Annotated in this window: 25 protein-coding genes and 1 riboswitch; of the genes, 7 read left to right on the top strand and 18 right to left on the bottom strand. The window is 47.2% G+C overall.

All coding sequences use genetic code 11. The features are described 5' to 3' along the window. Positions 1–25: 25 nt before the first annotated feature. Positions 26–448 (bottom strand): hypothetical protein, encoded by a 423-nt coding sequence (locus ABEA14_RS12350; RefSeq protein WP_345340317.1) that lies wholly within the window; start codon positions 446–448, stop codon positions 26–28. 249 nt (positions 449–697) lie between these two features. On the opposite strand from ABEA14_RS12350, the gene ABEA14_RS12345 reads away from it, so the two are divergent. The 5 genes from ABEA14_RS12345 to ABEA14_RS12325 all read left to right on the top strand — a co-directional run bounded on the left by ABEA14_RS12345 (position 698) and on the right by ABEA14_RS12325 (position 5744). After that, entirely contained in the window at positions 698–2455 is a 1758-nt protein-coding gene (locus ABEA14_RS12345) for a GGDEF domain-containing protein (protein WP_345340316.1), read from the top strand. A 172-nt stretch (positions 2456–2627) separates the two neighbouring features. After that, positions 2628–2846: a hypothetical protein gene (locus tag ABEA14_RS12340; protein ID WP_345340315.1), complete on the top strand. Its 219-nt coding sequence runs from the start codon at positions 2628–2630 to the stop codon at positions 2844–2846. Next, positions 2843–4645, top strand: a complete 1803-nt coding sequence (locus tag ABEA14_RS12335; protein WP_345340314.1) for a GGDEF domain-containing protein — start codon at positions 2843–2845, stop codon at positions 4643–4645. Before ABEA14_RS12340 ends, ABEA14_RS12335 begins: the two co-directional genes overlap by 4 nt. Next, positions 4614–5429 carry an SAM-dependent methyltransferase gene (locus tag ABEA14_RS12330; RefSeq protein WP_345340313.1) on the top strand — a complete coding sequence of 272 codons (816 nt, stop codon included), beginning with the start codon at positions 4614–4616 and terminating at the stop codon, positions 5427–5429. Before ABEA14_RS12335 ends, ABEA14_RS12330 begins: the two co-directional genes overlap by 32 nt. A 9-nt stretch (positions 5430–5438) precedes the next feature. After that, entirely contained in the window at positions 5439–5744 is a 306-nt protein-coding gene (locus ABEA14_RS12325; RefSeq protein ID WP_345340312.1) for an MGMT family protein, read from the top strand. Positions 5745–5803: 59 nt separating this feature from the next. Here ABEA14_RS12325 and ABEA14_RS12320 read toward each other — a convergent pair whose 3' ends face one another. From ABEA14_RS12320 to ABEA14_RS12295, 6 genes are all read right to left on the bottom strand, one after another. After that, positions 5804–6463, bottom strand: a complete 660-nt coding sequence (locus tag ABEA14_RS12320) for a YiaD family glycine zipper/OmpA-like lipoprotein (RefSeq protein ID WP_345340311.1) — start codon at positions 6461–6463, stop codon at positions 5804–5806. A gap of 198 nt (positions 6464–6661) precedes the next feature. Beyond that, positions 6662–7303 (bottom strand): tRNA-uridine aminocarboxypropyltransferase, encoded by a 642-nt coding sequence (locus ABEA14_RS12315; RefSeq protein WP_345340310.1) that lies wholly within the window; start codon positions 7301–7303, stop codon positions 6662–6664. Positions 7304–7305: 2 nt separating this feature from the next. Then, positions 7306–8244: a hypothetical protein gene (locus ABEA14_RS12310; RefSeq protein WP_345340309.1), complete on the bottom strand. Its 939-nt coding sequence runs from the start codon at positions 8242–8244 to the stop codon at positions 7306–7308. Continuing rightward, the gene (locus tag ABEA14_RS12305; RefSeq protein WP_345340308.1) at positions 8231–8767 is read right to left on the bottom strand and encodes a sigma-70 family RNA polymerase sigma factor; all 537 of its coding nucleotides are present in this window, start codon (positions 8765–8767) and stop codon (positions 8231–8233) included. The genes ABEA14_RS12310 and ABEA14_RS12305 overlap by 14 nt, the downstream gene beginning before the upstream one ends. 11 nt (positions 8768–8778) lie before the next feature. Further along, complete coding sequence (locus ABEA14_RS12300; RefSeq protein WP_345340307.1) at positions 8779–10419, bottom strand: vWA domain-containing protein; 1641 nt, start codon at positions 10417–10419, stop codon at positions 8779–8781. A gap of 67 nt (positions 10420–10486) precedes the next feature. Further along, entirely contained in the window at positions 10487–10687 is a 201-nt protein-coding gene (locus tag ABEA14_RS12295; RefSeq protein ID WP_345340412.1) for a DUF1289 domain-containing protein, read from the bottom strand. 284 nt (positions 10688–10971) lie between these two features. Here ABEA14_RS12295 and ABEA14_RS12290 point away from each other — a divergent pair, with 284 nt between their 5' ends. Beyond that, on the top strand, positions 10972–12543 hold the full coding sequence (locus ABEA14_RS12290; RefSeq protein ID WP_345340306.1) for a SulP family inorganic anion transporter: 1572 nt from the start codon (positions 10972–10974) through the stop codon (positions 12541–12543). A 213-nt stretch (positions 12544–12756) separates the two neighbouring features. Here the strand turns inward: ABEA14_RS12290 and ABEA14_RS12285 are convergent, their stop codons facing one another. From ABEA14_RS12285 to ABEA14_RS12245, 9 genes are all read right to left on the bottom strand, one after another. Next, positions 12757–13458: a glutathione S-transferase family protein gene (locus tag ABEA14_RS12285; RefSeq protein WP_345340305.1), complete on the bottom strand. Its 702-nt coding sequence runs from the start codon at positions 13456–13458 to the stop codon at positions 12757–12759. A 106-nt stretch (positions 13459–13564) separates the two neighbouring features. Then, entirely contained in the window at positions 13565–14737 is a 1173-nt protein-coding gene (locus ABEA14_RS12280; RefSeq protein WP_345340304.1) for a Bcr/CflA family multidrug efflux MFS transporter, read from the bottom strand. Positions 14738–14927: 190 nt separating this feature from the next. After that, positions 14928–15776: a choline/ethanolamine kinase family protein gene (locus ABEA14_RS12275; RefSeq protein WP_345340303.1), complete on the bottom strand. Its 849-nt coding sequence runs from the start codon at positions 15774–15776 to the stop codon at positions 14928–14930. Continuing rightward, the gene (gene pnuC, locus ABEA14_RS12270) at positions 15760–16380 is read right to left on the bottom strand and encodes a nicotinamide riboside transporter PnuC (RefSeq protein WP_345340302.1); all 621 of its coding nucleotides are present in this window, start codon (positions 16378–16380) and stop codon (positions 15760–15762) included. The genes ABEA14_RS12275 and pnuC overlap by 17 nt, the downstream gene beginning before the upstream one ends. A gap of 262 nt (positions 16381–16642) precedes the next feature. Next, positions 16643–16903, bottom strand: a complete 261-nt coding sequence (locus ABEA14_RS12265) for a YkoF family thiamine/hydroxymethylpyrimidine-binding protein (protein WP_345340301.1) — start codon at positions 16901–16903, stop codon at positions 16643–16645. A 15-nt stretch (positions 16904–16918) separates the two neighbouring features. Beyond that, positions 16919–19093, bottom strand: coding sequence for a TonB-dependent receptor (locus tag ABEA14_RS12260; protein WP_345340300.1), 2175 nt, complete (start codon positions 19091–19093; stop codon positions 16919–16921). 38 nt (positions 19094–19131) lie between these two features. Continuing rightward, positions 19132–19241: riboswitch (TPP riboswitch) on the bottom strand. Positions 19242–19280: 39 nt separating this feature from the next. Beyond that, positions 19281–19772 (bottom strand): DUF4124 domain-containing protein, encoded by a 492-nt coding sequence (locus tag ABEA14_RS12255; RefSeq protein ID WP_345340299.1) that lies wholly within the window; start codon positions 19770–19772, stop codon positions 19281–19283. A 1-nt stretch (position 19773) separates the two neighbouring features. Then, positions 19774–20175 (bottom strand): translation initiation factor, encoded by a 402-nt coding sequence (locus ABEA14_RS12250; protein ID WP_345340298.1) that lies wholly within the window; start codon positions 20173–20175, stop codon positions 19774–19776. Positions 20176–20278: 103 nt separating this feature from the next. Further along, on the bottom strand, positions 20279–20503 hold the full coding sequence (locus tag ABEA14_RS12245; RefSeq protein WP_345340297.1) for a PGPGW domain-containing protein: 225 nt from the start codon (positions 20501–20503) through the stop codon (positions 20279–20281). 164 nt (positions 20504–20667) lie between these two features. Here ABEA14_RS12245 and ABEA14_RS12240 point away from each other — a divergent pair, with 164 nt between their 5' ends. Then, the gene (locus ABEA14_RS12240; RefSeq protein ID WP_345340296.1) at positions 20668–22389 is read left to right on the top strand and encodes a mechanosensitive ion channel family protein; all 1722 of its coding nucleotides are present in this window, start codon (positions 20668–20670) and stop codon (positions 22387–22389) included. Between the two features lie 12 nt (positions 22390–22401). On the opposite strand, the gene ABEA14_RS12235 is transcribed toward ABEA14_RS12240, so the two are convergent. Both ABEA14_RS12235 and ABEA14_RS12230 read right to left on the bottom strand, forming a co-directional pair. After that, positions 22402–23196: a crotonase/enoyl-CoA hydratase family protein gene (locus tag ABEA14_RS12235; protein ID WP_345340295.1), complete on the bottom strand. Its 795-nt coding sequence runs from the start codon at positions 23194–23196 to the stop codon at positions 22402–22404. 101 nt (positions 23197–23297) lie between these two features. Next, complete coding sequence (locus tag ABEA14_RS12230; RefSeq protein WP_345340294.1) at positions 23298–25196, bottom strand: serine/threonine-protein kinase; 1899 nt, start codon at positions 25194–25196, stop codon at positions 23298–23300. Between the last annotated feature and the right edge of the window lie 36 nt (positions 25197–25232).

Below are 25232 nucleotides of genomic sequence, written 5' to 3'. Positions count from 1 at the left end.
GCGATGCGCTGATTCATTCCATCATTTAAATGGCGTCTAGAACGTTTTGTAACGTCAGCATGCCACTGACTGCAGGTGGATCTGTGTGATCTGAAGGGTCGGCGCTGAACCAAAGTGACGCAGGCCAATTAGGGACCGCACAAACTAATTGGTAGTTGGTACCTGTGCCCTTAGCGAGTAGCAAACAACTACTAGGCAACCAGGCATTGAAGCTTGATGGGGTGTCACCATCAACTGACAGTTCAATATCTGATGGTGTTATCTCCTCCAACATCATTTCACCAGACGCATCAATCTCTACAATTTTTGTTTCACCTGACGTGCCTGCAATCTGTTCCTCCGCGGTAACCAGGTTAGGGATATGTAACTCTACAAACATCTCCGAGTCCGCTCCTGCTTCAGTTGATGTGCTCATTATCCACATCACCTTGGTAATTGGTGTAGCCATAAATCCTTCCTTAGCTGTCGATGTCGTATTAATGATAGTTGCGCTTTCACCTAGCTGTATGGAATAAGTGCTATTAATCTGGTTTTGTGCTGAAGTTCAGAGAAGCAAGAGTGTCTTTAGCGACGTCGGTTAGGTAAAATTCATCAACTTCTTTCTAAATGCTCGACAATGATTAAGCCAGTAGCACTGAAAAATAGAAACATTAGTTTCGAATGTCGCAATTTACGCGTCATTCGTACGTTTGGGTGCGTGGCGTTTTACTTTTTCCTATCTGGTATCTTCTCTCTGGCGCTTGGAGCGAGCAACTTTGAAGCGCTAATCAATGAAGCTGAAAACAAGTCTCTCTCTGAGCCTGCACGCGTAAAAGAGATCGTGGCCCAATTAACTCCGCAACGAGATTCGTTGTCACCCCAGGAGAGGGACCGGTTGCTGTTAGTTGAAGCGCATCAATTGGTTTTAAATGGCGCGTATGAGCATGCGAAGCAAAAAATCAATTCCTTGTTTTATCACCATGTCGACACCGAGCAGATGATTCGTGCGTACTCACTCTTGTCACAGATGGCATATGTAGAGAGTGATTACGAAAGGGCATTCAGATATCTGAACGAAATGCTTCCATTGGTAGAGCTTACTGACGATATCGAATCACAGCACACGGTATACAACGTCGCGGCAGAGCAATTCATTGGCGCCAGCGACTTCGAGCGAGCAGAAGAGTACGCGCTCAAAGACTTAGCTGTTGCGAAAAAACTCGGTACTGATAAAGCTCAGTGCAATGCTTTGATTGGACTTCTGTTTATACACAGCGCAATGCAACGACATGCCGAAGTTGAAAGTACTTACCAGACGGCACTGGAGTATTGTGTAAGAGCCAACGAAGGGCTCTATATTGGCATGGCCAAGCATACGTATGCCGAAGTATTAATTGTCAGAGGTGCATATCCTCAGGCGCACAAAATGATGCTTGAAGGATTGGCGCACCTTGAAGAGATTGAGTATCGGTGGGGAATTATTGAAGCAAAACTCGGCTTGGCTAAAGTGCTGTCGTTGATGGGTAATGACAATGGCGCTGAGCAGTTACTGCAGCAAATGCTGCCAGAGGCTCAGCGTTATGAAATGCTCGTTGAGTATGCTGACGCCTTGTTACTGGCTGCTGAATTGGAAGAAAAGAAGGGGAATCACGCTGCAGTAGCCAAATACTATAAGGAGCACCGCATGGTATCTCGCCGTATTATGGACGACTCCAAGGCGCAACGGCTGGCATTTTTGCAAACGCAATTTGAAACTAATGAAAAAAACCAGCAACTTGCAATGCTTGAAAAAGAGCAGCAGCTCGCCCAGTTACGACAAGAAGCCAACACCCGCCGAATGTGGATCCTTGGCGGCGTTTTAGCAGTCTCAATCGGGATTTGTTTCGCACTGTTTTTTATGATGACGCGTTACAAGAGCCATAGCCATCAGTTTAGATATTTGGCGTCGGTTGATGGTTTAACCGAGATCTATAATCGACGACATGCGATGGAAATAGCCGAGCAGCTTTTTGCTTCACACCAACAAAGAGGCGCTCCTTTCTCCGTGATCATGGCGGATATTGATTGGTTTAAGCAGGTCAACGATAACTATGGCCACGCTGCTGGTGACCGCATATTAAAAGAAGTTGCAAATCAACTGCGTGCCAGCATCAGGCAAAACGACATATTGGCACGAACGGGGGGAGAGGAGTTTACCCTGTTTTTGCCCGGAGCTTCAAAACAACAAGCCCAAGCGGTGGTCGACAGGTGTCGATTGTCCATGGTGCCTGTGCATGAGCAGGGTAAGATGCTGAGTGTAACCCTAAGTTATGGCGTCGCTGTCACAGAAAAAGCTGACGAGTCTTTAACCGTAGAGTTGCTAATGGATCGTGCTGACAAAGCGCTTTATGCAGCAAAGCGGGCGGGAAGAGATCGCGTAGAGTTTTTCGGGACTCATCAACAACATCCTTACCCCCACGAAAATCTCACGTCTTAGCTAAAAACGAAAAAAATGCGTCTACGTTGTTACCCGTCTGAATTATAAAAGTTTTTTCTAAATATACCTTGCCGATAGAGAGATTTGGCGCTAGCTTGTAAAAGTCCACAGTATAGTAGTGTGCGTGTTTGATTGCGCCTGATGAATGGAAGTTTACCAGCCGGAGGAAACTATGCCGAAGTTAATAGATTTTATGTATAAGCTTGGAGCAGACGCCGAATTTGCGGATAGCTATTATGATGCCCCTGAAAAGGTAATGAAAGCTGCGGGGTTAAGCGAAGAAGAACGAGCCCTTGTTCTAGCAAAAAATGTCGCTGCTCTTGAGCAAATGACGGGTATGAATGCTAAAGCAAACCCGGATAAAACGATCAAATCTTACGCTCAAAAATGATGATTTTACGAGGGCTCTGTGCCTTCCGTATATTGGCAGTGTTAGTTTTAATACTGCCTTTTTCATTTCAGGTTACTGCTGAGGATATAGAAGCACGCCTTAAGGAAGCCGAGAGCCGTCGGTTAACTTCTCCAGAGTTGGTGTCTGCAATCATTAGCGAATTAAGTCAGTCGAATCAATTGACCACTTATCAGCAATCCAGACTAGCACTTCTACAAGCCCATCAAGCAGCGATACTTGGCCAATATGAGTCTGCAAAGTTGATTTTGTCAGAGCTTTTCTATCGTGACCTAAAGTCCGAAACAGAACTTAAAGCGTATCATTTACTTAGTCAAATTGCTGATTTGGAGAGTGATTATGCTCGCGCATTCAGTTATCTAAACTATGCGCTACAGATGCTTCCTAAAGTTGCTTCAAACGAAGCTCGAATCGAAATATTACTACTGGCAAGCGACCTTTTCTCAAGAGCTGAAGCTCACGAGAAGTCAATCCAATACGTTGAGCAAGCAGTGGCATTGATTGAATCTGCGCCACAGATTAACGATGTCATTAAGTGTCAGGCCGCCGACAGTGTTTCAGTTGTATACTCCCAAATGGGAAGAGCAGATGCTGCGTTCAGAGCAGCACAAAAGCAGTTAGGAATATGCAATCTGGCGGCGCAAAGATTGTTGGCAGCAAACGCGCATATGGTCATCGCACGCGTCTATATAGAAAGGTACGCACTCAAACAAGCGTTAGAGGAGTTTCAGAAGGCAGAGGCAGAGTTTGATGCACTTGGGTACCGCTATGGGATGTTGAATGCGCGTCTTCAAATCGGTTCTTTAATGGCGTCATTGAGCAGAACGGATGAAGCAAGAAACTATTTGTTAAGCGTGATACCCGATGCCATGGAAAACAACCTATGGGATGAATTACGAGATAGCTTTTTACTGATCGCGGGGCTGAGCGAAGATGTCGGCGAATATCAGGAAGCGATTATCTATTACAAGCAATACATGGCAGCTGTTAAGACAGTAATGGATGACGATAAGTCTCTTCGAATGGCTTATCTTCAGACTGAATTTGAAACGGAACAACAGGCCCAACAGGTAGAGATACTGGAGAAAGACAAAACCCTTCTTACCCTGAGAGAGCAATCAATAAATCAACAACGCTGGCTGTTAGCTGCTTTTCTGGTTGTCGCGGCGTTAGTAATGATTGTCTTGGTATTAGTGTTAGCTAGGTATCGGATGCGCAACGACTATTATCGCCAGCTTTCTGAGGTTGATGGTCTTACAAAAGTCTTTAATCGCCGCCACGCTTATGACCATGGTGAGAAGTTACTCAAAAGCAGTATTGCCTGCGGAGAGCCATTTGCGGTGGTTATGGCTGACATCGACCATTTCAAACAGGTAAATGACAGTTATGGTCATCGTGTCGGAGATAGAGTGCTTCAGGCAGTTGCAAATCAGCTTAAGCAAGGTTTGCGCGGTCACGATATACTGGCGAGGGCAGGAGGTGAGGAGTTTGTTATGTTCTTACCTCGAGCAAACTACTCTCAAGCCATCCACATAGCAGAACGTTGTCGCGAGTCACTGCAACCGGTCAACGCAGGAGAGCGAGATGTTACCGTGACACTGAGTTTTGGTATTTCAATCTCTGAAGGGCGTCACATAGGGCTCTCGAGCTTGGTAGAAGAAGCTGACAAGGCGCTTTATGCCTCAAAGAACAATGGTAGAAACCGTATCTCCCTGTATAGGGACCTTTTGATCATGGAACAGGGATTAGATGGAAAGCAGCAAGCACCCGCAGAAACCTGAAGCGCGGCTCGTTATCACCGGGACCGGCATACAGCTCGGGCGACACATGACAGGCAGGGTTCAAACCGAATTGGATCAGGCCGACGTGATACTGGCAATGATGGATGATTTTTCACTGTGCTGGTTACAACAAAAGTATCCTGACCTGATAAACCTGTCTCAGTTCTATGGCAAAGATGGTGAAAAAGACAGGCGTCAAACTTATCAAGAAATGGAAGATGCCATTTTGGCGCCTTTAAGGATGGGCAAGCGAGTCTGTGCGATTTTTTATGGCCACCCAGGCGTTTTTGCTGATGTAACCCATGCGGCTGTTAAAAAAGCCAGGCAAGAAGGCTATGAGGCAATAATGGAACCGGCTATCTCTGCTGATGCCTGTTTGTATGCTGATCTTTGCATTGATCCTGGTCTGTATGGTATTCAAGCCTATGAGGCTACTCAGTTTTTGGTCTATGACCGGCCTCTGGACCCAAGTTCAACTTTGATTTTATGGCAAGTTGGCGTTGTTGGTGACCTTTCCTGTAAAAAATTTCACACCCAGCCAGAGAATGTGCGGGCTCTGGTTGAAAAGCTGAAAAGATGGTACCCAGCAGACCATGAAGTCATTTTGTACGAAGCTGCAGTTCTGCCGATTGAGGGACATCGAGAGGAACGCCTGCCTCTAAACCGCTTACCTGAAGCTGAATTTCGAACCATTACGACCTTGGTTATTCCGCCTGCAGATTCCTGGCTGCCAGATCTCGATGCCTTAGAGGCTTTAGGCGTTACAGCTGATGCGCTGCCGTAAACTGTATTCATGGTAGATGTCAGTAAAGCTGCGAAGATCTGGGCTGTGGTTGCCGCTATTCCGTTAGGTAAGGTTGCAAGTTATGGCCAAATTGCGGCGTTATCTGGGTTGCCTGGATACGCAAGGTATGTGGGTAAAGTACTAAAAGAGCTGCCAGACGATAGTCGCCTGCCGTGGCACAGGGTATTAAGAAGTGACGGCAAGATAGCGTTTCCATTGGGCTCCGAAGCGTTTGAAAAACAGCGAGTCCGATTGCTTGAAGAGGGCATAGTGGTAAAAAACGGCAAGGTCAGTATTAGAAACTATGGCTGGTAGTGCCGACGCATATAAAGCAAAAACACCTAAAAAGGTGCCTTTGCTTTTTCTTACTTTTATTAACTTCTCGTGGAAGGTATTAATTCAAGCTCGACCCGCCGATTACATGCCCTACCATCTTTTGTGTCGTTGCTGCACATGGGTTGGCGTTTGCCATAGCCTTGAGCGTGCATACGCGCTGATTCCACGCCAACGCCTCTAAGATAAACAAGTACTGACATCGCACGCTCGTTTGATAGTCTATCGTTTATCGCATCAGATCCTGTGCTATCGGTGTGACCGCCAATCACCAACTCTGTTTCTTCGTACTCTGCCAGAACTTTGGCAACGCTGTTTAGCGGGCTATAGATCGATGGGCTAAGGTCTGATTTGCCTGTTTGAAAAGCGATCTGGTCCCGCATAACCAGGCGGATTCGGTCGTTTTCTCTGTGGACTTGAACGCCACTGTTAACTAACTCTCTGCGCAGTGAAGCCTCCTGTTCATCTAATTGGTGACCAATTGCGCCGCCTGCGACAGCACCTGCTGCGCAGCCGACCGCTGCTGTTTTCTTATTTTTGATCATTGCTCCTAATAGCGCGCCACCTGCGCAGCCAAGGAGGGCACCAGATGTAGTTGAGTTAGTTTCCTCTTCTCCTGTCATTGCGTTTTGACGTGTGGTTTGGCAACCGGAGATTATCAAAGAACCAATAAGAACAGACGTGGTAACTAGGTAACGCATGGAACTTCCTCTTAAAACCCGATAAACATCTAAACTTGATAACAAAAAACTATATGTCTTATAAAACAAATCATTTTCACATTAGAATCCAACCATAATACTTCAAACGCAATGTATTTTTAGCAAGCTCAAACCGCACAAAAATAGCTCATTGAAGCCATATGTTGATGATTTGATGCTTTAAGGGGGACATAGTTCCTATTTTTGTAATAAATAGCGACCTTTTACATCTTCAGGCATCTGTTCCATCTGCTTTGATATCATGAAATGAAACAGCTGCCTGAGCGGAGTCATATCAACAGTTTCTATAATTTCAACTAGTTCAGCTACGGCCTCAAGTGTTGACAGTGAGCTGGCGCTGGGAGCTTTTCTTATCGTGTAAGTGGACTCGGGGACATTGTTAAGGGCGACCTGCTCAAATTGATGTATCCATGGGTTAAGGGCAAATATCTTTTTAGCTTTTCGCCAGGTGCCATCAATGACAATCAGGTGTTTGGGGGGCGATGTGTACGCAGTCTTTACTGATGTTCTGGAAAGCGACAAGGCCTGCTGACTGGGAAACAAGACCCAAACTGAATGACCGGTCCGCTGCTCCCGCAGTAACTCTGTTTTTATATCAGCAAAATCATGCTCTGTTTCGCCGCCGTAAATTTTTACGGTCGGTAGTGCTAGTTCTAATAATCGCGCAGTTCCTTTTGCTAAACCCACTTCTGTTGGATGCTGCAGTATATGGATTTGTGTGGTCAGCGAAATTGTCGCAACTCGGTCACACACGCAGGTGTTTATCGGGTAACGACAACGTTGGCACACGGTTCGTGTTTTATCCTGCGTAACTGCCATCGCTATTCAACGGCTAGTTCTGCTGGTAGGCAAACAGACGCACGCGGCGGTATTGCCTCGCTTTTACTGACGAAGGTTGTGTCCTGATATAGGTCGTTAAACTCTTCGGTCAACACTTCAGCTGGCTGAGACAGTTGGAATTGCCACGATGCTAAAGGCGCACACAGCGCACCATTGCTAAGGCAAGCAGCTGAAAGTGTTTCGTCATCAAATGATTGAGCCCACACAGCGAACGGCTGACCCGAAGGCAGTTTATGCGGTGCATCTTTTGCGATCTGGTTGATCAGCTGGTGTTCAAACTGGATCCGCCAGCTTCGTTGCTCCTGCCTTGCCACTGCAAGCTGAGCCAGTTGTGGATGGCGTACCTGGAGCCAATGTCTTGACCACTGCTCTAGAGCGAGCTTTTTCTCTGTGTATCGGTTGAATTGACTTAACAGGCACTCTGTTTCTAACCATTTCTCCAACTGAGGAGAGACCGCTGCGTCTGCAGCTGCAAACTGTGCAGTATTGCTCATCACTCTTGGTCGCAGTTGCGCATGAAGGCGCGCTTTAGTATCGGGAACCATAGTTTGTATTTCGGCTGGCTCCACGCTTTTTCTTTTCCGTAGTAACTCAGCAGAGTCTGCTATGGTGTAATTATCTGCTGGCGCTTGCAATGATGGGGCATCGAGCTCCGCTTCAGGCAAGAAAGCTCCTGTATCAGTGGAAAACTGCCAGTCACCGCCACGGTAGATAAGCGACACCAGTACCAAGCTAGCGGCGATAGATAGCCAGCGTCTGGCTGGGATCCGTTTTTTAGCTGCTTTATGCGCTTCCGCCAGGATTTTCTGTTCTAAATCCGCGGGCATCGGCGGAATCTGCTCAGATTCTTTCTGATACTGTTGCGATAGCGGGTGTTTGCCCTCTAAAAACTGCTCAAATTCATAATCAGGCCTCTGCATAATGGGCCTCCAAACTGTTTCTTAACTTTCTAAACGCTAGCTTGAGACGACTTTTGGCCGTTTCGAAGCCGACCCCGGTAATGTCAGCCACTTCCTGGACACTGAGTCCTGATTCTTTCAATAGAAACGCTTCTTTTTGCACAAAAGGTAAGGAGTCCACTTGAGCCCTTACTGTTTGCGCTGATCGTTCATTGAGCAACGTTTCGTCGGGGCCAGTTGTGTAAAGCATCGCGTTCTCAATTGGTTCGCTTGGTTTTTGTGTTCGCCAGTGGTCAATTACTTTTCTGCGGGCAATTGTGTACAAATAAGTTTGAAACTTGGCCGTAGGCTGATAACTGGCTGAATGTCGGATGACGGATTCCCAGGTCTCCTGGCATAACTCATCCGCAAGGCTCGCCGGTAACTGTTGTCTTAAGAAACCGTAGAGCCTCTGTTTGTAGCGGGAGAAAAGACGACTGAATGCTGCACTGTCACCTTTAGCAAACCGCTCCATTAACTGTTCATCTGTGACCATCTCGGTCATATTGAATTCCCTTAAGCGCCACTGGCAGCGGTCAGTTTGGCCAGCTCAACCAATTCGATAAATTGGCTGCGTAGTGGCCGACCTGTGGCTGCTTTACTTGATTTAGCGAGGGATATTATCTCATCGTATCCGAAAGATCTCAGATGAGTTCCACCCTTTAACACTTCAGCAAAGCTGGCAACTGCGGCTGCGTGCTTAAAGTCATCGCTGGTTTTATCCAGTGCTACGAACTGAGATTTGTTTACCGGAAAAGTGAGCAGGCGTGATGTCTCCTCATCGGGCAACTTGTAACGTAGTTTGATGAATGAAAGCTCGTTGCTTTTTGAGCCAGGGTTTTCAGTATCATTGCCGTAGCGCAGTGGATCGACACTTGGATTTTCAGCACCCACAAGTGTCAGCTCATATAGCGCAGTGACTGTATGACCGGCACCAATTTCGCCTGCGTCAACTTTGTCATTGTTGAAATCTTCTCTCGCTAAGATTCTGTTTTCGTATCCAATCAATCGATACTCCTTAACGGTAGCGGGATTAAATTCCACCTGGATTTTTACATCTTTGGCTATGGTATGAAGGGTGCCGCCTAACTCATCTACAAGTACTTTTTTCGCTTCCATCAGCGTATCTATATAGGCCGCCTGCCCATTGCCTGCATCTGCAATCTGTTCCATTAATTCGTCGTTGTAGTTACCTGTGCCAAAGCTCAGGGTCGTCAACTGAGTTCCAGACTTTCTTTTACGCTCCACCAGCTCTTTGAGGTCGGATACGTTTGAAGTACCAACATTCAGATCACCATCACTGCACAAAATGATCCGATTAATGCCTTTTGGCTGACGAGACTGCTCTGCTAACTGGTACGCCAGTTTTATGCCGGCTTCTCCGTTCGTTGAGCCCCCCGCTTCAAGGCTGTCTATTGCTTGATAAATGGTATGTTTCTCTTTACCCGACGTAGGTTCCAGCACTGTGCCAGCTGCACCGGCGTAAACAACCAGAGCGATGGTGTCCTGCGCCCGCATCTGTGAGGCCAGCATACGTAAAGAGCGTTTAACTAATGGGAGTTTGTTGGGGGAATGCATTGAGCCACTTACATCAACCAGGAACACCAGATTAGCAGGGGGCAGGGTAGTCGCGTCATCCATATCGAGTCCCTTCAGGCCTATGCGCAGTAAGTGGCGATCTTTATTCCACGGAGCGACGGACAGTTCAGTTGAAACGTTAAAGGGCTGATCTGCCTGGTCGGGAGCAGGGTAGTCGTAATTAAAATAGTTAACTAACTCCTCTGTCCGAACGGCTTTAGCCGGAGGCATCACACCTTGATTCAACATCCTTCTTACGTTGCTGTAACTGCTGGTATCGACATCTATCGAGAAAGTGGATACAGGGTTGTCGATTGTAAGTTGCACGGGGTTTGCAGGATATTCGGCGTAATTCTCGCTCATCTCCTCAACATGAGCTGGTATCATTTGCGCCCGCTGACGTTTTGCTGTGAACCGCTGCGCCTGAATAGCCTCTTCATGCATTAGGTAGAGTTCGGCACTGACTTTTGCTTTTGACTGGCTAGCCGAATCCGAATTTGCTGTTTCATCAACACTGCTGTTTTGACTGCAAGCCATCAGAGTGGACGTAATGGCAATCGCTATAATCCCCTTTCGCATTAATCTATTCCTACGCTGTGATTTGTTGGAATAAACGTACCTTTAGAGAAACGGGGCAATATGTCTGTTAGGTTTTTTCAATTGAAGGAGGCAAAGAGTTGATAACGCGTTGGCGCTCATCGTTCGACATGCGAGACCAACCACTGATTTGCTCCATGGTTCGGAAGCACCCGGAACAAACGCTATCTACGAGCTTGCACAAACCAACACAGGGCGACAGAGGCGGTGTGGAATGTGAAATACTTGCTTTAAGAAACTTGTTATTCATTGGTGTTAAAGAGTTCTCTACTTCATCGACGCTCCTGTGCATTAGCATGCCCCACGAAGTGTTTTGGGTACCATGCACCGGCGTCATACCGTACTTCCTGTACATAAAAAAGTACTACGAAATACATTCTCCCATTTTCCGAGTGAATAACTCAACTATTCGTAGGTTGCCTGCCTGGGGCTATATTTAACCGACACAGGCAAACTAGCGCTGATTTAAAGTGAACATTCTGTTAGCATACGCGCCCGTTTGTGTGATCAAGTTCAAATAAGGGCGACGTACCCATGGTAGCCGACTTTTTAAAAACATTTACCCATAACCCAAAAGCAGATTTGCTCTCGGGCCTCACTGTTGCGCTTGCGCTGGTGCCTGAGGCCGTTGCATTCGCTTTTGTTGCGGGTGTACACCCTCTGGTTGGTTTGTACGCAGCATTTATGGTTGGGTTAATCACAGCTGTTATTGGTGGTCGTCCGGGTATGATCTCTGGTGCTACTGGCGCATTAGCCGTGGTTATGGTGGCTTTGGTTGCTGAAGCAACCCGGCGTTATGGTGCTGATGCAGGCGTTCAATACCTGTTCGCAGCAGTCATCCTTATGGGTTTTATACAAATAGCCGCAGGCGCACTTAAGCTCGGAAAGTTTATTCGAATGGTTCCCACCCCCGTGATGTTGGGGTTTGTAAACGGCTTGGCCATTGTCATTTTCTTAGCTCAACTGCCTCAACTTCAGGTCTCTACGCCAGAAGGCAAATGGGGATGGTTATCAGGCGAGTGGTTAAGTGGTATGTCGCTCGTGTTAATGCTGGGAGCGATTGGCGCAACGATGGCGATCACCCATTACCTGCCGCGCTTCACTAAAGCGATTCCATCTGCATTGGCCGCCATTGTCGTCGTCAGTGTTGTTGTATTGATGTTTGACCTCGACACCAAGCGCGTTGGCGATTTAGCAAGTATTGCTGGTGAGTTACCGTCATTTGCCCTGCCTAATGTGCCACTTACCTGGGAAACGCTGGAGCTGATCCTGCCATACTCAATCATTTTCGCAGCCATTGGCCTGATTGAATCACTGCTTACTGTTACGGTTATCGATGATATGACTGATACCCGTGGTAAAGGAAATAAAGAGTGTGTAGCCCAAGGCGTTGCAAACGTCGTAACGGGCGGTTTTGGTGGCATGGGCGGTTGTGCCATGATTGGGCAGAGCATGATTAATGTTAGCTCTGGCGGCCGCGGTCGTTTGTCTGGTATCGCTGCTGCGCTGTTCCTGTTGGCATTTATTTTGTGGGGCGCTCCGCTAATTGAACAGATCCCAATTGCAGCGCTCGTTGGCGTGATGTTCATGGTGGTGATCGCGACCTTTGAGTGGTCTAGCTTCCGTATCCTTAGTAAGGTTCCTCGCCACGATGCGTTTGTGCTGATTCTTGTATCTGGTGTGACTGTCGTTACCGACCTGGCAATCGCTGTCGTCGTAGGTGTGATTGTCGCAGCGCTGGTATTTGCGTGGGAGCATGCCAAACACATTGGTGTCAGGTCATCTATAGATAAAGATGGCTGGAAGGTTTACGAGTTAAATGGTCCTCTGTTCTTTGGTTCTGTGACTGACTTTAAGGATGCATTTGACCCGAAAAACGATCCTTTGGATGTGGTCATTGAATTTAAGCAGGCGCGTGTTTGTGACCACTCAGGATTGGAAGCTATCGACTCTGTTGCTGAAAAATACCTGAACGAAGGTAAACGACTTCATTTACGTCACTTAAGCCCTGAATGTCGTAAGCTGCTGACTAAGGCGGGCAACCTGGTTGAAGTCAATGTGATTGAAGATCCTTCATATCACGTTGCCGCGGATGAGCTCGATTAACCATCCCTGAAAACCAATTATGAAAGCCGAACCTTTAGGGTTCGGCTTTTTTATACCCAAAGGGCACGCTGTGTACAGGAAGTATGGTACACCCACTACGCTTCACGGGGTGAGCTTTGCCGCGGGCGCACGGTACCCAAAACACTTCGTGGGGCATGCTAAAGCGTATGAGCGGAGATACCCAAAGGGTAAGCTAACCCCCACAAACGGCGATTACTGATCGTAATATGTCTGCATTATGTTGTGGCAGTATCGGGCTAGATTAGGATACTGGTGCGACTTAACCGTGAGAGGCGTTTCGGGCTTGGCAAAGCAGATGTTGGCTAATACACCAAAAACGCTGGCATCTGCACTGCTTGGTTTTTCACCCATCATAAATGGCTTATTGCCGAGGAAATCTGAAATTGCTTTTAAGTCTTTGTCAGCAATTTCCCATACTTCTTCTTGAGTATGACGTGCTAATCCTTGCCCCCAGAGGTCTCGTTTCACTTTCCTTCGTAGCAGCGACGCAACAATAGGTCTGATGATTGGCGGGAGCGGTTTGAAGAATACCTGCTTGATGTGTTGCCAACCCTTAGGGTAGTACCAACGACTGTAGACCAATGCCCAGTACAAGTGCTCATTGCATAAGCGACACCATGCCTTGGCCATCGCTTTTTCTTCACCGGACAACCATGAGTCCAGTGACTCAGCTTCGCTAACAAGCAAGGTCTCAATAATGAGTTCTGAATCGCCCATTACTTGCTTGTTTATTGATACATACGGCATTTTGCCTTTTGGCGCATTACGCAGGTCTGCACCGTAGTGGTTGCGATAATCGAGTTCGGCAAGCTTTAGAAATGTTTCGAGCTTGAGGCAAAAAGGGCTCGGGTTAGGTACGCCTAACCCTGGAGGAAACTGATACAGGTCGATCATTTTGGCCGCCGTCATGTCATGTTACGGGTATCATAGACGACCTTTGGCGCTAAGTGGCTAATAAACGCTCAAAATTCTACCATCTGCACACTTTAGCTTTTGCCCTCTAACTGTGGCCATTGAGCTTTCTGCACCCAACGCCAACTAACAAAAATGCAGATATCCCACCAGCGAACATCATAACGATCATGGCTGACGCACCATGATCAGTGCCTTGTGCTACCAGGAAGGTTGACAACGCCCCGGTACCAAATTGTGCTGCGCCGAGCAGGGCCGATGTAGTCCCTGCTTTCTCAGAAAACTTCTCCATCAATAGTGAAGTTGCATTCGGAAAGACAAAGCTGTTCAGGCCCATGTATATCGCGCATAGTGGCACCAATGTCCATAGTGAAAGCAGATCGAGCAGGTGCAGAAGTAACATCAGGCTTAGTGCAGTAATTTGTATTTTTTGGGCAGTACGCAGGACCTGCTGGGCACCAAACAACCTTGATAAACGGCTGTTAAACGCCGCTCCCAATGTCATAACCACAACATTGGCGGCAAAATAGAATCCGAAGTGCTGCGGAGAAATACCCATCACCTTGATGTAAACGTAGGGAGAGGCACCAAGAAAGGCGAAGAACGCAGCAGAATTGAGTGAAAGTCCACTTAACCAGGGCCAAAGCAGAGGTTGTTTTATGACTGATGTGTAACTCAAACGGACATTTGAAAAACTCAGTGCATGAGTGTTTCTATTGGATTCTTTTAAGCTGGCAGCACTCCAGATTAGTGTGACTACTGACCAGGCGGTTAAAACGGCAAAAATGCTTCGCCAACCGAACCAATGCAACAAACCGCCACCGAGTGTCGGAGCTAACATTGGCGCAAGTGTCATAACCATAATGATGGTCGAGCGCACTTGCACAGCCTCATGGCCTTTATATCTGTCGGTGATGGTTGCATTAATTACTACGCTGCCCGCAGCACCACCAAGCGCCTGAAATACCCTCAGCACCAGAAACATGGATGAGGAGTCTGCAAAGGTAAGAAGCAAACTGGACGCGCAGAAGATTGTGAGTCCAGCAAGGGCAATAGGGCGCCGGCCAAGAGCATCAGTCAGTGGGCCATGAATCAACTGGCCGATGGCAAAACCTACCAGAAATGTACTCATGGAGCCCTGAATCACAGATAAGTGGGCACCCAGACTTTCGGCAATTGCTGGCATTGCCGGTAAGTACATGTCGATTGCCAATGGCGTCAGAGCCACGATTGAGGCGAGAAGCAATATAGTTCGCCACATAACAGCTATCGTATCCTTAGTGGAGGCTCGCGTGGAGGGAAAAGCGGAGCGGAAAAACGGACGGCATTATAACGCGATATTTGGCCATGCTATTAGCCGTCAATGTTAGCGTGACGTAGAAAAGTGTAAATAGGCGTGACAAACCTCAGCGACTAAGAGCGCTATATCGGTAAACAAGTGCTAGCTGGCGCTAGTTGCTTCTTGATATGAGCTCAATAAGTTGAGAATGGTAATATTCAGCTTTGCCCGCCAGCCTTTGGTTTGTTTTTTGAGAGCTTAGTTGTCGGTAAAACCAGTTGGCACAAAGGAAGGTATAAAGTGCCTGCGCGGCTTGCCACGCTTCCCTTTCCTGTTTTGAGCATGGTAGCCCTGATGTCGAAAGGTATGTTTGCCAGAGCTGCAGCTTTGTTTCAGGGTCGCTAAATGACTCTGATAGGCTCGCAAGGTCGAACAGCGGGTGACCCCATCCGCTATATTCGAAATCGATAACCCATAGCTGATCTTTCGCAATCACCAAGTTGTCAGGACAGAGGTCGTGGTGGCAAACACATCGGGCAAGGGCGCTACTCAGCATTCGATTTTGCCAATCATAAACGCGCTTGAAAGAGAAGGCTTTAAGCTGTTCATTAACGGAGAAATCTTCCAGATAATCCACTGTCTGAGAGGATTGTGTATGCAAACCATGAAGCTTAATCAACGTTCTTAAGGCCATATCTTTAGATAGCCTGGAACCATCGGCAGCCTGGTATTCTGTTACGGCAAAGGTATTGTTGTCGTCCCAGTAAACTAGCCTAGGCGTAATGCCGATGTCAGAAGCCTGTTGAGTCAGCTTTCTCTCGTTGCTGCGCCCAGACGGTATTACGTTGTCATTGTTGAAAAGCTTGATGACATAGCCAGCACCGTCGTTTGCCGTAAACCGCCAAACCAGATTATTAAAACCGCCACTCAGAGGTGTTAAGTCGCATGCCTCTGGTGTTACAGGTAGCAGCCGGCCAGGAAGGTTTTTAAGAAGTTTTTGAACTTCAGTGAGTGGCTGCATATTCAAGTTCAGCTTGTTTCCACTTGTTGTAACCCATAACCGCTAGGACTACGTAAAACACGAACAGCAAAGCCGTCAGATACAACCCTTTTTCTGAATAGAGATAGATGGAAACAGCATCAATTACGATCCAGTAGAGCCAGTTTTCGAGCACTTTCGCTGCTACGAGGTAGGTGGTAAACACGGCGAATGTTGTCGTTGCCGCATCTAAGTAAGCAAAATCAGCGCTTGAATAATTGTCCATCAACCAACCGGTGCCTACAGCTACCAGTGACAAGAGAAAGACTGCAATCAGGTGGTGATGGATTGGCCACCGCGTTACGTGCACCTCTCCATCATCTGCTTTATCTCTTTGCCACATCCAGAGCCCGTAACCCGCCATTGCCATGTAATAAACGTTGAGTGCTGATTCCATTAGCAGCGCAACATGCCAGAACAGCATGGTGTAAATGAGCGTGCTGAAAAAGGCTGCAGGCCAGCACCAGAGGCTACGCTTCATGGCCAAAACCAGGTAGGCAATTGCCAGAAGCACTGCTACCAGTTCCCATCCTACTAAGGCGTGAAACTGAATCTGTATGTCAGAGAAAAGGGACTGCTCGTTCATTAGGGTCGGTTGACCTTTTATCTATGGATTTTGTTCGAATGAAACACGTTCTGAGCAAGACGATCTAAGTAAGTAGCGAATGACGCAGCTCATAACGTGGTTCAACGAACCCTATTTCCCTCAAAAGAAGGGCAGCAATTGTTGGTGATTTACGCTTCGTTGCCGGCACTTTATTGGGGCCATTCGACTTCACAGCCTCTGCCTCGCCAAAATCGCCAACATATTGCTGCAAAAACAGACAGCAAAGGTCAACAGACCCAGGCTATTCCGTGTGTGCGAGATTAACGCCGCCAGGAATGAACTTACACACAAAGACGCCGCGCCCCCATTTTTCATTGGCTGCAGCGATCTCAACTTTCAAAAGGTCAAAGATGGCATCATGGTCGCCTTGAAGTTGGGTGCTCATGCCGTTTGTGAGCCGTTCGATCTCAGAATAGCTATCCAGGCGTTGTATGAACCAGTGAATGATTTCCAAATAGTTGTCATTTAGCGGGTACAAGCTAATTTCTGCGGCTGTTTTCATCTTTTACCTTTGTGACTAAAAGTAGTTGTAGCGGAAGGTTACGCCGAACTGTTGCGGATCGCCGTAACGCTCATACAACTTTGGTGCCCAATCAAGGTTTGGTTCATTACCAAAATAGAATCCTCTCACACCATACTCTTCATCTGTTAGGTTTTTACCCCAAGCATAAAGCGCCCAGTTGGCTTCTTCGTAACCAATGCTGGCGTTGAGCAGTTCATAGCTGTCAGCTTTCTGGTCGTGGCTGTCGGAATAGTAAAAGCCATCGCTGCCTCTTACGTTCAGGTTAACAAAAAAACCACTATCGCCGCGCCATGTCGTGCCGAAACTAAACTGGTAATTAGGTGCGTGGGCCAACGAACGACCAGTCAAATCCAGTTGAGAGCCATCGATTTGATCAACGGTATAATCGTCGAACTCGGTATCTAGCAGGCCAAGTGTGCCATATACCACCAAATTACTGGTCGCTTGCCAGTTAGCATCCAACTCTAGGCCATAGCTGTCTGAACTGGTTGCGTTAGCAGTGTAAAGGAAGAAACGTTGAGGATTATCAGGATCCTGAATCGAAGCTTCGACTTGCTGGTCGTCACGTTTCATATAGAACACCGCAGCATTCAACGCGATCTGGTAGTCAGGTAGATAACCGTTCAACCCTATTTCAAGATTGTCTAAGGTTTCGTTGTCGAACTCACGGTACTGATTAAAGTCTGATGGGAGCCCCATATTGAAGCCGCCTGCTTTATAGCCACGAGCCAACTTAAGGTAGGAACTCCAATAACTGGAAACGCTGTAGTGAAGCGAGATATGCCCGCCCCACATTGTTTCTTCAGGGTCAAAACTGTCTCCCGCGTCGTCAGAATATTCCGCGTCTCTCTGTTCAACCCTGACGCCAACAGATAGCGAAGTTGTTTCCGTTAATTCACTGTCGAGCTGCGCAAAGCCGGCGAGGTTAGTCGCTTCGTAATTACTGGACAGGAATTGATCTGGCCAACCGTTATAGAAGCTCTCAAGGTCATTACTTTCATCTAAATCCTGTATATACAGGCCGATAAGCCAGTCAGTTGACTTATTGAATATTCTCGAGTTTTCTGTCGAAAGAAAACGAACTTCCTGGGTAAGCGTGTCTCGCTCTGCATCTTTGTCCCACAGGTAGTCGTATTGGCACGGTATCTGGTCGGCGAAGTCGCCATTGCCGTTTTCATCGTAATAGTCTGTGCAACTCAGCGCTTGCCAGTAACCTGGATTTGCCCAGTCTCCATCATAAGCGTGGGTATGATTTGTATGCGCTGCGCTGGTTATTGATACCAGATCAACATAACTATTGATGCGCCAATTTAGTTTTAGAGATCCGCCGGTTGTTTCCTGGCTATCTTCACCCGGTTGGTCCGTTAAGGTATCAAATCCGTTATTGTCGAGTGTCCATGCGTCGTAACCGTTATCAAAGTTTGCATAGAGCAGCGCAAGTTGTACCTGCAGGTCATCTGACGCATCCCAGTGCCACTTCGAGCGCAGTGTCATCTCGTCACGCTCGTTGGTGTCGTCTGTGCCAAGAAAATCGTTGTCTCTGAACCCATCCTGGTTGTGCTGTTGAAGCGATACCCTGTACCTAAGCGTTCCTTGCTCGTTGACCGGCCCCGATGCATACCCAGCATATTGAGTCAAACTGTCTTCGCCGACTGACACTTCTGTACCGAACTCTGCAGTCTCTGTAGGCGCTGCACTTTGCATATAGATCATGCCTGCCAATGCGTTGGCGCCAAACCTTGTACCTTGCGGCCCTCTGAGAACTTCAATCTGCTCTATATCGAACAAACTGGAGGTTAAACCTAAACCTGAGAGGTCTATGTCGTCTATAACAAAACCAACGGAACTGTTTGGTGCTCCTTGATACTCTTCTTGTTCCCCAACGCCACGGATCTGAAAATACTTGGGCCTTGAACTACCGCCAGCCCAGTTGAGATTTGGGATCGCGCCAAGAATATCCTCGAAATGGCGGCTGGACTCATCCTTGATTTGCTGAGAGTCAATTACGGTAACGCTTGCGGGCACGGTGAATAATGATTGCGGCCTGAAATCTGCGGTTACCTGAATGCGTTCGATTTCCGGTTCTGGGGTTTCAGCATATACCGAGTGGGAAGCGAGAATAGCGCTGATAGCAAGAGATAGAGGGGTAAGGGCATAAGGACGAAGCATATAAAAGTTACCGCCGAATTAAAGTGCTAAAAGGCTGGTAACGTTGCTATTGCCATTCCTACGCCGGTACCAGCCGGATCAGGTTCTAAGGGTTTACCTTGGTTTGGTATCTCAGTTCCCTGAATTGGGAACACCCCTTGGCTTGGCGGTATTATAAATCAGGTTTAACTGTTATGTGACAACTGATTTACAACTTTTCTAACTCTTCACTACGGTCTTCCAATGCCTGTTTAGCTTTTTCAGCCTTTTCCAGTGGTTCCTTGAGCGTATCGACGCTTTGTTGAAGTCTTACCGTCCCACCTTGCTTAGCTTTGTCATCCTGCTTGTTGATGGGGGTATCAATATTAATTATCTGCCCCTCGCTGAGCGTCACTTCATTCGGGTTTGCTACTTCTTTGGCGGCAAGGTTATCACCATAATGCCACACGCCATTTTCGTCCTGCCATTTATAGACGGCAGGTACAGGTTCTTCAATGCCCATAGAAGACTTGCCTTGCCTTAAGAGCATTTTGTATGAGAGAACCAGTTTGTTCTTCCAGTAAACCCACACGGTACTGTGATCGTCTGGCATGATAGTTTTAGTTGTCATCAGCGGCTTGCCGTCAGGCCCTTTAATAATAAAAGGACCTGAACAGGCGAGGGCAACAACAAACAACATGAGGTAAAGGAATTTTTTCATACTAACCGCCACTGAGCTTGGCTTCGTATCCGGCGGATGAGAGATGTTTGAGCAAAGCGTCTCTTCTGTCACCTTGAAACTCAAGCTGGTCATTCTTTACTGCGCCACCGCAGCCTAACTGTTTTTTCAGTTTTTTCAGAAGAGCGGTTAGTTCTGTCTGATTCAGGGGTAAACCCGTGACAAGAGTGACAGTCTTGCCGCCACGGCCTTTACTGGTGCGACTCACTCGAACGTTGCCGTCACCCAGCACTTTATTGGCGTCAGTACTCTTCTTGTTAGAAATGCGCCCACGGTCTGTACTGTAAACCAGGTTTTCATCATCGGAACTGGTTTCCTGCTCGGGCAGTAGGTCTCGGCCTGTTAAAGCAGCTAGATCGGCGAAGCTATTAAGTTTATTTCCCATTTTTTCAAAGCACTGTCAAATTGGTACTTTGTATTGTGATGCGTGTACGCTTAGCAGTAAAGGGAGCTGAGATATTGAGTCCTAAGCGTGTATTGTTTCTGACTTAGCGATACAGCTTTTTTTGGATCCGCTTCTTGTCGATGGCCCTGGCCGCCTTGCTCATCCAATCCTGACTTCGTTTCAACCAAACACGTGCCCAAAGATGATTGATGCTGAGCAGCGCTAAGCCAAAAACAATAAACAACGCGCCTGGTAACGGGGTGAGCAAGCACACAATGCCAACGATCAGTAAAAAGCCGCCCGTGAGACTGATAAACATGTTTTTCATTGGTTCACTCCGTTTCGTTGCTACCAGCTTCGTCGCAAAACTCAGCAAATGCGAGCCTCATTTAGTAACGATTTGTAAGCCGTATCGGGGCTTTTAATTTTCACTTTCAAAAACTAATACTATTCTGACCTTTGTAAGTGGCTCTTCTTTAATGGGAAATAGAAATGAGAATAGGACGAACGGCCTTACATAGACGCTGTGCAACAATCTTTTTCTTAGCATACTTGTTCATAGGCAATGCCTGCTTTGCTCAAGAAGGAAAGCAAGCTACTGATGAGTTATTGGATGTTTCCAATCAAATAGAGCGGCTTATCGCGTCTCATGAAGGGCTCAGGGGAGAGCAAGAGCTACTCCAAAAGCTGCAGATAAAAACGTTATTAGAAAAGCAGTCAGAGACGATTTCTTCACTGTTAGATGAGCTGAGCGCTAACCCGGACTATGTCAGTGCGGATTCAAAAGAGAAACTAAAGCAAAAACTATTAGAGCAATACCGCTTTGCAGAGCAAGCCTATGCTGAACGCTCTAAGGCCCTTTTCACCATGCGAGGAGAGTTTGAGGGCTTGGATGGTGAACCCGCTTTAAAACATGAACTTGCCATAGGCCATGTCGAAGGTTCTCTCAGTCAACTCAACCTTTTAAAGCTGGACCTTATCAAGTGGATGACACAGCTGGGTGTCGATACAAAACATCTTAAAGAAAAGTTAAGTGGTGAGGTCATTCGACGCGGTAAAGAGCTTAGTCTGCTGCTTAATTTTGCCAATGAGCGTATTGGCGTGCTTGTCAAAGAGAAACCAAATGCAACGGCTTCTGAAAAAGAAGATATCGACTTAGCCTTACGCCGCCTAAGTATTAAACGTACAACCTGTACGCAGGCGCTGGAAGGCACTGTGGCGACGTTGGACGCGTTGGAAACAAACGCGGATTATTTCAAAGAGGTGTTAATTACCAGTACGGGTGCTGTCAGCGAAGATATCTTCGAGGTTAAGGTCATCACCAGACTACTGGAATCCTGGACCGAAACAGCGACCGAGTGGTTTGGCGAAAACTCGATTAGTTTTACAGTAAAGCTCATTGTCTTTTTCGCAATTTTGTTTGTTTTCCACCTGCTTTCGAACGTAGTGAGAAAGGTTGCTGAAAAAGCAGTTAACAACTCCAAGTTGAATCTCAGCCAACTACTAAAAGACTTCTTTATATCCATGGCCGGTAAGATAGTGTTTTTTATCGGTGTGATGATTGGCCTCAGTCAGATCGGGGTGCAGCTCGCCCCATTACTCGCGGGCTTTGGTGTTGCAGGTATCGTTATCGGCTTCGCGTTACAGGGTACATTATCAAACTTTGCTTCAGGCATGATGATACTTATTTATCGCCCGTTCGATGTAGGTGACATGGTCATTGCCGGAGGTGTGCAAGGAAATGTCAAAAAGCTCAGCCTTGTGAGTGCCACTATTCAAACGATTGATAACCAAAGGGTCGTCGTTCCCAACAACATGATTTGGAACGATGTGATAACCAACATTACTGCTGAGAAGCTACGCAGGGTCGATATGGTGTTTGGCATTAGCTACTCAGATGACCTGGACCATGCAGAGCGGGTGATTCATGATGTAGTTACGTCTCACCCTAATGTATTAAAACGCCCTGAACCTGTCATTAAGGTTGCTAATCTAGGAGAGTCATCAGTCGACTTTTGGGTAAGACCATGGGTGAAAACAGAGTTTTATTGGGATGTCCTATGGGATCTGACCAAGCAGATTAAACAGCGGTTTGACGAAGAGGGCATTTGCATTCCATTCCCGCAGCGGGATGTACATCTGTATCCAACTGCATTGCCCGTCGCCGTTGATGTGAAAGCCGATTCAAAGGTCCCGGGGGATGAAACGGCTTAGTTAGACAAAACACTACCAGCGCATTGGGGCCTGATAAGTGCGGTCCTTGCCTTGTTGTTTAGCAACGGCGATGCGCTGGTTCTTTCCTAAAAGAATTCGCCACTGATACCAGCTTTCCAGGCAAAGCAGTTTACCAATGCTCGCCAACCAGTGTTTTGAATAGAGCTTTTTGACAGCGGCAATTGCGTCGGGAGATCTGGGTAGCATCCCGCTTAAAATGTCTTTGGCAGCAGCGTCGACATCTGATGAAATCATGGTCAAAACGCCACATTCTTTGGCCTGTTCAGCATTGAAGGTGTTAGCGCTCATTGCCCATAACATGGCCTGATCTCTTGGCATGATTTCACGCAACGCAGTGGTGCCACCCATGTCCGGAATCAATCCCCATTTTCCTTCCATTATCGACAGGTCAGCATCAGGAGTGGCGATCCGGAAGTCGCAGCCTAATGCAATCTGTAATCCGCCACCCCAGCATCTTCCATGTATCGCTGCTACCACAGGTACTGGAATCTCTCGCCAGCCTACGCTGACTTTTTGCGCTAAGTTTGCTTGCCAGGGTAACCACTTCCAGAGAAGCTTAAATCCGGTTTTTTGGCTGGAAAGTACCGATTTAACATCTAACCCAGAACAAAAGTCTTCGCCTGCTCCACGTATGATGATTGCCCTAAGCTGCTTTGATTTCTTCAGTTGTCGTTGTGCGCTAACAATCGCTTCAAACATCTCTAAGCTAAGCGCGTTTCGCTTCTCTGGGCGGTTTAAGGTAACTGTCGCTATCTGATTCTCTGTTGTTATTGTTATGGGGTGCATACTGGTCCGACCAACTGCTGATTTTGTTAAAGCCTAGCACGTTAGCACCAAAAAAAAAGCGAACACCGAAATGGTATTCGCTAAGCCAGAGTGCAAATCAGTTAGATCTTCGCATGTGCTGTGTCCATCAATGCGAAGAGTTTGTCCGCTTTTTCCATTTGGCGTTGAGCCGAGCGTACCTTACGTTGTTTCAGGAATGATTTTGAAAAGCTGAGATAGCGATTAGCCAGTGAGCGCCGGATATCTAGCAATGGTGAAAAATCGCCAGGTAAATCGTTTGCCAATGCGTCAACTTCTTTGTTGATTCTGTCCATTTTTTTGACCGTATCAGCCCTTTGCAATCGGTTATGAAACCCATCAAATGCAGACTGATAGAAGACCTGGGCGGATTCATAAGGGTAACTTGGATCATTGCCGAGTCCTATCTGGTGTTGGTAGTGTGCAACATCGGCAACGGCATTTTTAAGTAACTCTCCTTGAGCAATAAGGGTGGAAAGTTCGTCGCTGTCCTTAAACACTTTTTCGCCCACTGAGATCAGTTGTTTCAGATCACCAACTTTGTGATTTTTAAGCGCATCATTGAAACGCTTCTTAAACAGGTTTTCCGCTGCAATGGTCGGGAGAGGGCGATAGTCGTGTTTGATTAGGGTTAATTCGTTAAGTAGCTCGAAGAGTTCTGACGTTTCTTCATCCGTTTGATAAAGACCCTTTTCAAGAAGCTCATTTAGTCGCTGGTCTAACACCTCTACGGTTCCCCGCCAGCGCTGCAGAAGATCGACATCCAATCGACTTAGAACATTTGAATCTGGGTACAGATTCTTAGCAGCATTTAGCTCTGCTTCGATCGCGTAGTAATCGGGGTAGGTAGCTGAGCGATTATTGAGAATGCTATCAATTCGACCCTCGTAGAACCTAAGTACGGAAGTCTGATGAATCCTTAGCAGACCATTAAGTAAAAGGTGTTCATGTTCTGGGATAGAGGGCAGTAATTGGATCAGTGATTTAGCATCGAGGTGCATCATCTCCTGATGTGATAGCTGTCGGGCTTTCATCTGTTCTAGGTGGGTGTTAAGAAGCGTATTTTCGTGATGAATACCATTAATGTATTGTGCAGCGAACAGGGCAACGACGCATCCAATCGTCAACGTTAAAAGCGCAGGAGCTAACCTTTTGTTAAGTCGTTTGCGCATGCCACTCCATGAAAAATCCGCACTGCTATCCAATGCCAGTCCGCGCTTTAACAACAGCCACTGCCACCATGGCATGCTGCCTGGTTTTCGTGCCACTAATTGTTTCTTTTTGGCAACGTCAGCGGGCTGTCGGTCAAATGGGTGTTTGCTGCAGGCCAGCTCGTAGGCTATCTGGCAAAATGAAAACGCGTCGTCATTAGCGCGAGGACTGCCGCCAGTGATTTGGTTAAGCGAAGCATAGGTTGGCGTGTATCCAGTTAACTGTTCTTTAGGTTGCGTGGTAACTACCGCGAACTTGTCATTAAGTTCTTTGATCGCCTGTGCCACGCCAAAATCAAATATCTTAATTTGGCCCTGACGTGTAAGCATTATGTTGGCTGGTTTTAGGTCTGCGTGGATAACCCCTTGCTTATGGGCGTAGTCAAGGCCATCGATTAACTGGGTTAACAGACCTTTGAGCTTTTTGTAAGGTAGGCCGGTAGGACGCGACCGGCTGATCACCTGCTCCAGTGTCTCGCCATCAAGCCATTCCATCACAATAAAGCACTTGCCACTTTCAAAGCCAAATTCATAAATTCGGATGATGTTAGGGTGGCTAAGCTGTTGTGTTTTTCTTGCTTCAGATATCAGGGCTTCTCTGGCTTCTGCTTGATTGGCAAGTTTGGGTTGAAGTAACTTAATGGCAACATAGGGCTCTTCGATACCAGCCTGTTCCGCAAGCGTATCTACCGCTTTGTAGACGGTGCTCATGCCTCCGGTGCCAATTAAAGACTCTATTCGATAGCGACCATTAAAGAGTTGTCCTATCAAGCCCTCCTGGGGGGGCGATGGTGCGGTTATAGGCTG

The sequence above is a fragment of the Corallincola platygyrae genome, from assembly GCF_039544265.1.
In the GTDB taxonomy this organism is placed as follows: Bacteria; Pseudomonadota; Gammaproteobacteria; order Enterobacterales; family Neiellaceae; genus Corallincola; species Corallincola platygyrae.
Note: the sequence above shows the minus strand (reverse complement) of the source record. Positions and strands in the feature narration are given on the sequence as shown.

Excerpts from the sequence above, each read along its gene's own strand:
- ABEA14_RS12335 (WP_345340314.1), top strand. The coding sequence starts at position 2,843 with ATGATGATTTTACGAGGGCTCTGTGCCTTCCGTATATTGGCAGTGTTA.
- ABEA14_RS12320 (WP_345340311.1), bottom strand. The coding sequence starts at position 6,463 with ATGCGTTACCTAGTTACCACGTCTGTTCTTATTGGTTCTTTGATAATC.
- ABEA14_RS12250 (WP_345340298.1), bottom strand. The coding sequence starts at position 20,175 with ATGGGAAATAAACTTAATAGCTTCGCCGATCTAGCTGCTTTAACAGGC.
- ABEA14_RS12285 (WP_345340305.1), bottom strand. The coding sequence starts at position 13,458 with ATGATCGACCTGTATCAGTTTCCTCCAGGGTTAGGCGTACCTAACCCG.
- ABEA14_RS12295 (WP_345340412.1), bottom strand. The coding sequence starts at position 10,687 with ATGAATAACAAGTTTCTTAAAGCAAGTATTTCACATTCCACACCGCCT.
- ABEA14_RS12235 (WP_345340295.1), bottom strand. The coding sequence starts at position 23,196 with ATGCACCCCATAACAATAACAACAGAGAATCAGATAGCGACAGTTACC.
- ABEA14_RS12325 (WP_345340312.1), top strand. The coding sequence starts at position 5,439 with ATGGTAGATGTCAGTAAAGCTGCGAAGATCTGGGCTGTGGTTGCCGCT.
- ABEA14_RS12260 (WP_345340300.1), bottom strand. The coding sequence starts at position 19,093 with ATGCTTCGTCCTTATGCCCTTACCCCTCTATCTCTTGCTATCAGCGCT.
- pnuC (WP_345340302.1), bottom strand. The coding sequence starts at position 16,380 with ATGAACGAGCAGTCCCTTTTCTCTGACATACAGATTCAGTTTCACGCC.
- ABEA14_RS12315 (WP_345340310.1), bottom strand. The coding sequence starts at position 7,303 with ATGGCAGTTACGCAGGATAAAACACGAACCGTGTGCCAACGTTGTCGT.
- ABEA14_RS12350 (WP_345340317.1), bottom strand. The coding sequence starts at position 448 with ATGGCTACACCAATTACCAAGGTGATGTGGATAATGAGCACATCAACT.
- ABEA14_RS12310 (WP_345340309.1), bottom strand. The coding sequence starts at position 8,244 with ATGCAGAGGCCTGATTATGAATTTGAGCAGTTTTTAGAGGGCAAACAC.
- ABEA14_RS12255 (WP_345340299.1), bottom strand. The coding sequence starts at position 19,772 with ATGAAAAAATTCCTTTACCTCATGTTGTTTGTTGTTGCCCTCGCCTGT.
- ABEA14_RS12245 (WP_345340297.1), bottom strand. The coding sequence starts at position 20,503 with ATGAAAAACATGTTTATCAGTCTCACGGGCGGCTTTTTACTGATCGTT.
- ABEA14_RS12290 (WP_345340306.1), top strand. The coding sequence starts at position 10,972 with ATGGTAGCCGACTTTTTAAAAACATTTACCCATAACCCAAAAGCAGAT.
- ABEA14_RS12330 (WP_345340313.1), top strand. The coding sequence starts at position 4,614 with ATGGAAAGCAGCAAGCACCCGCAGAAACCTGAAGCGCGGCTCGTTATC.
- ABEA14_RS12240 (WP_345340296.1), top strand. The coding sequence starts at position 20,668 with ATGAGAATAGGACGAACGGCCTTACATAGACGCTGTGCAACAATCTTT.
- ABEA14_RS12275 (WP_345340303.1), bottom strand. The coding sequence starts at position 15,776 with ATGCAGCCACTCACTGAAGTTCAAAAACTTCTTAAAAACCTTCCTGGC.
- ABEA14_RS12300 (WP_345340307.1), bottom strand. The coding sequence starts at position 10,419 with ATGCGAAAGGGGATTATAGCGATTGCCATTACGTCCACTCTGATGGCT.
- ABEA14_RS12265 (WP_345340301.1), bottom strand. The coding sequence starts at position 16,903 with ATGAAAACAGCCGCAGAAATTAGCTTGTACCCGCTAAATGACAACTAT.
- ABEA14_RS12305 (WP_345340308.1), bottom strand. The coding sequence starts at position 8,767 with ATGACCGAGATGGTCACAGATGAACAGTTAATGGAGCGGTTTGCTAAA.
- ABEA14_RS12280 (WP_345340304.1), bottom strand. The coding sequence starts at position 14,737 with ATGTGGCGAACTATATTGCTTCTCGCCTCAATCGTGGCTCTGACGCCA.
- ABEA14_RS12340 (WP_345340315.1), top strand. The coding sequence starts at position 2,628 with ATGCCGAAGTTAATAGATTTTATGTATAAGCTTGGAGCAGACGCCGAA.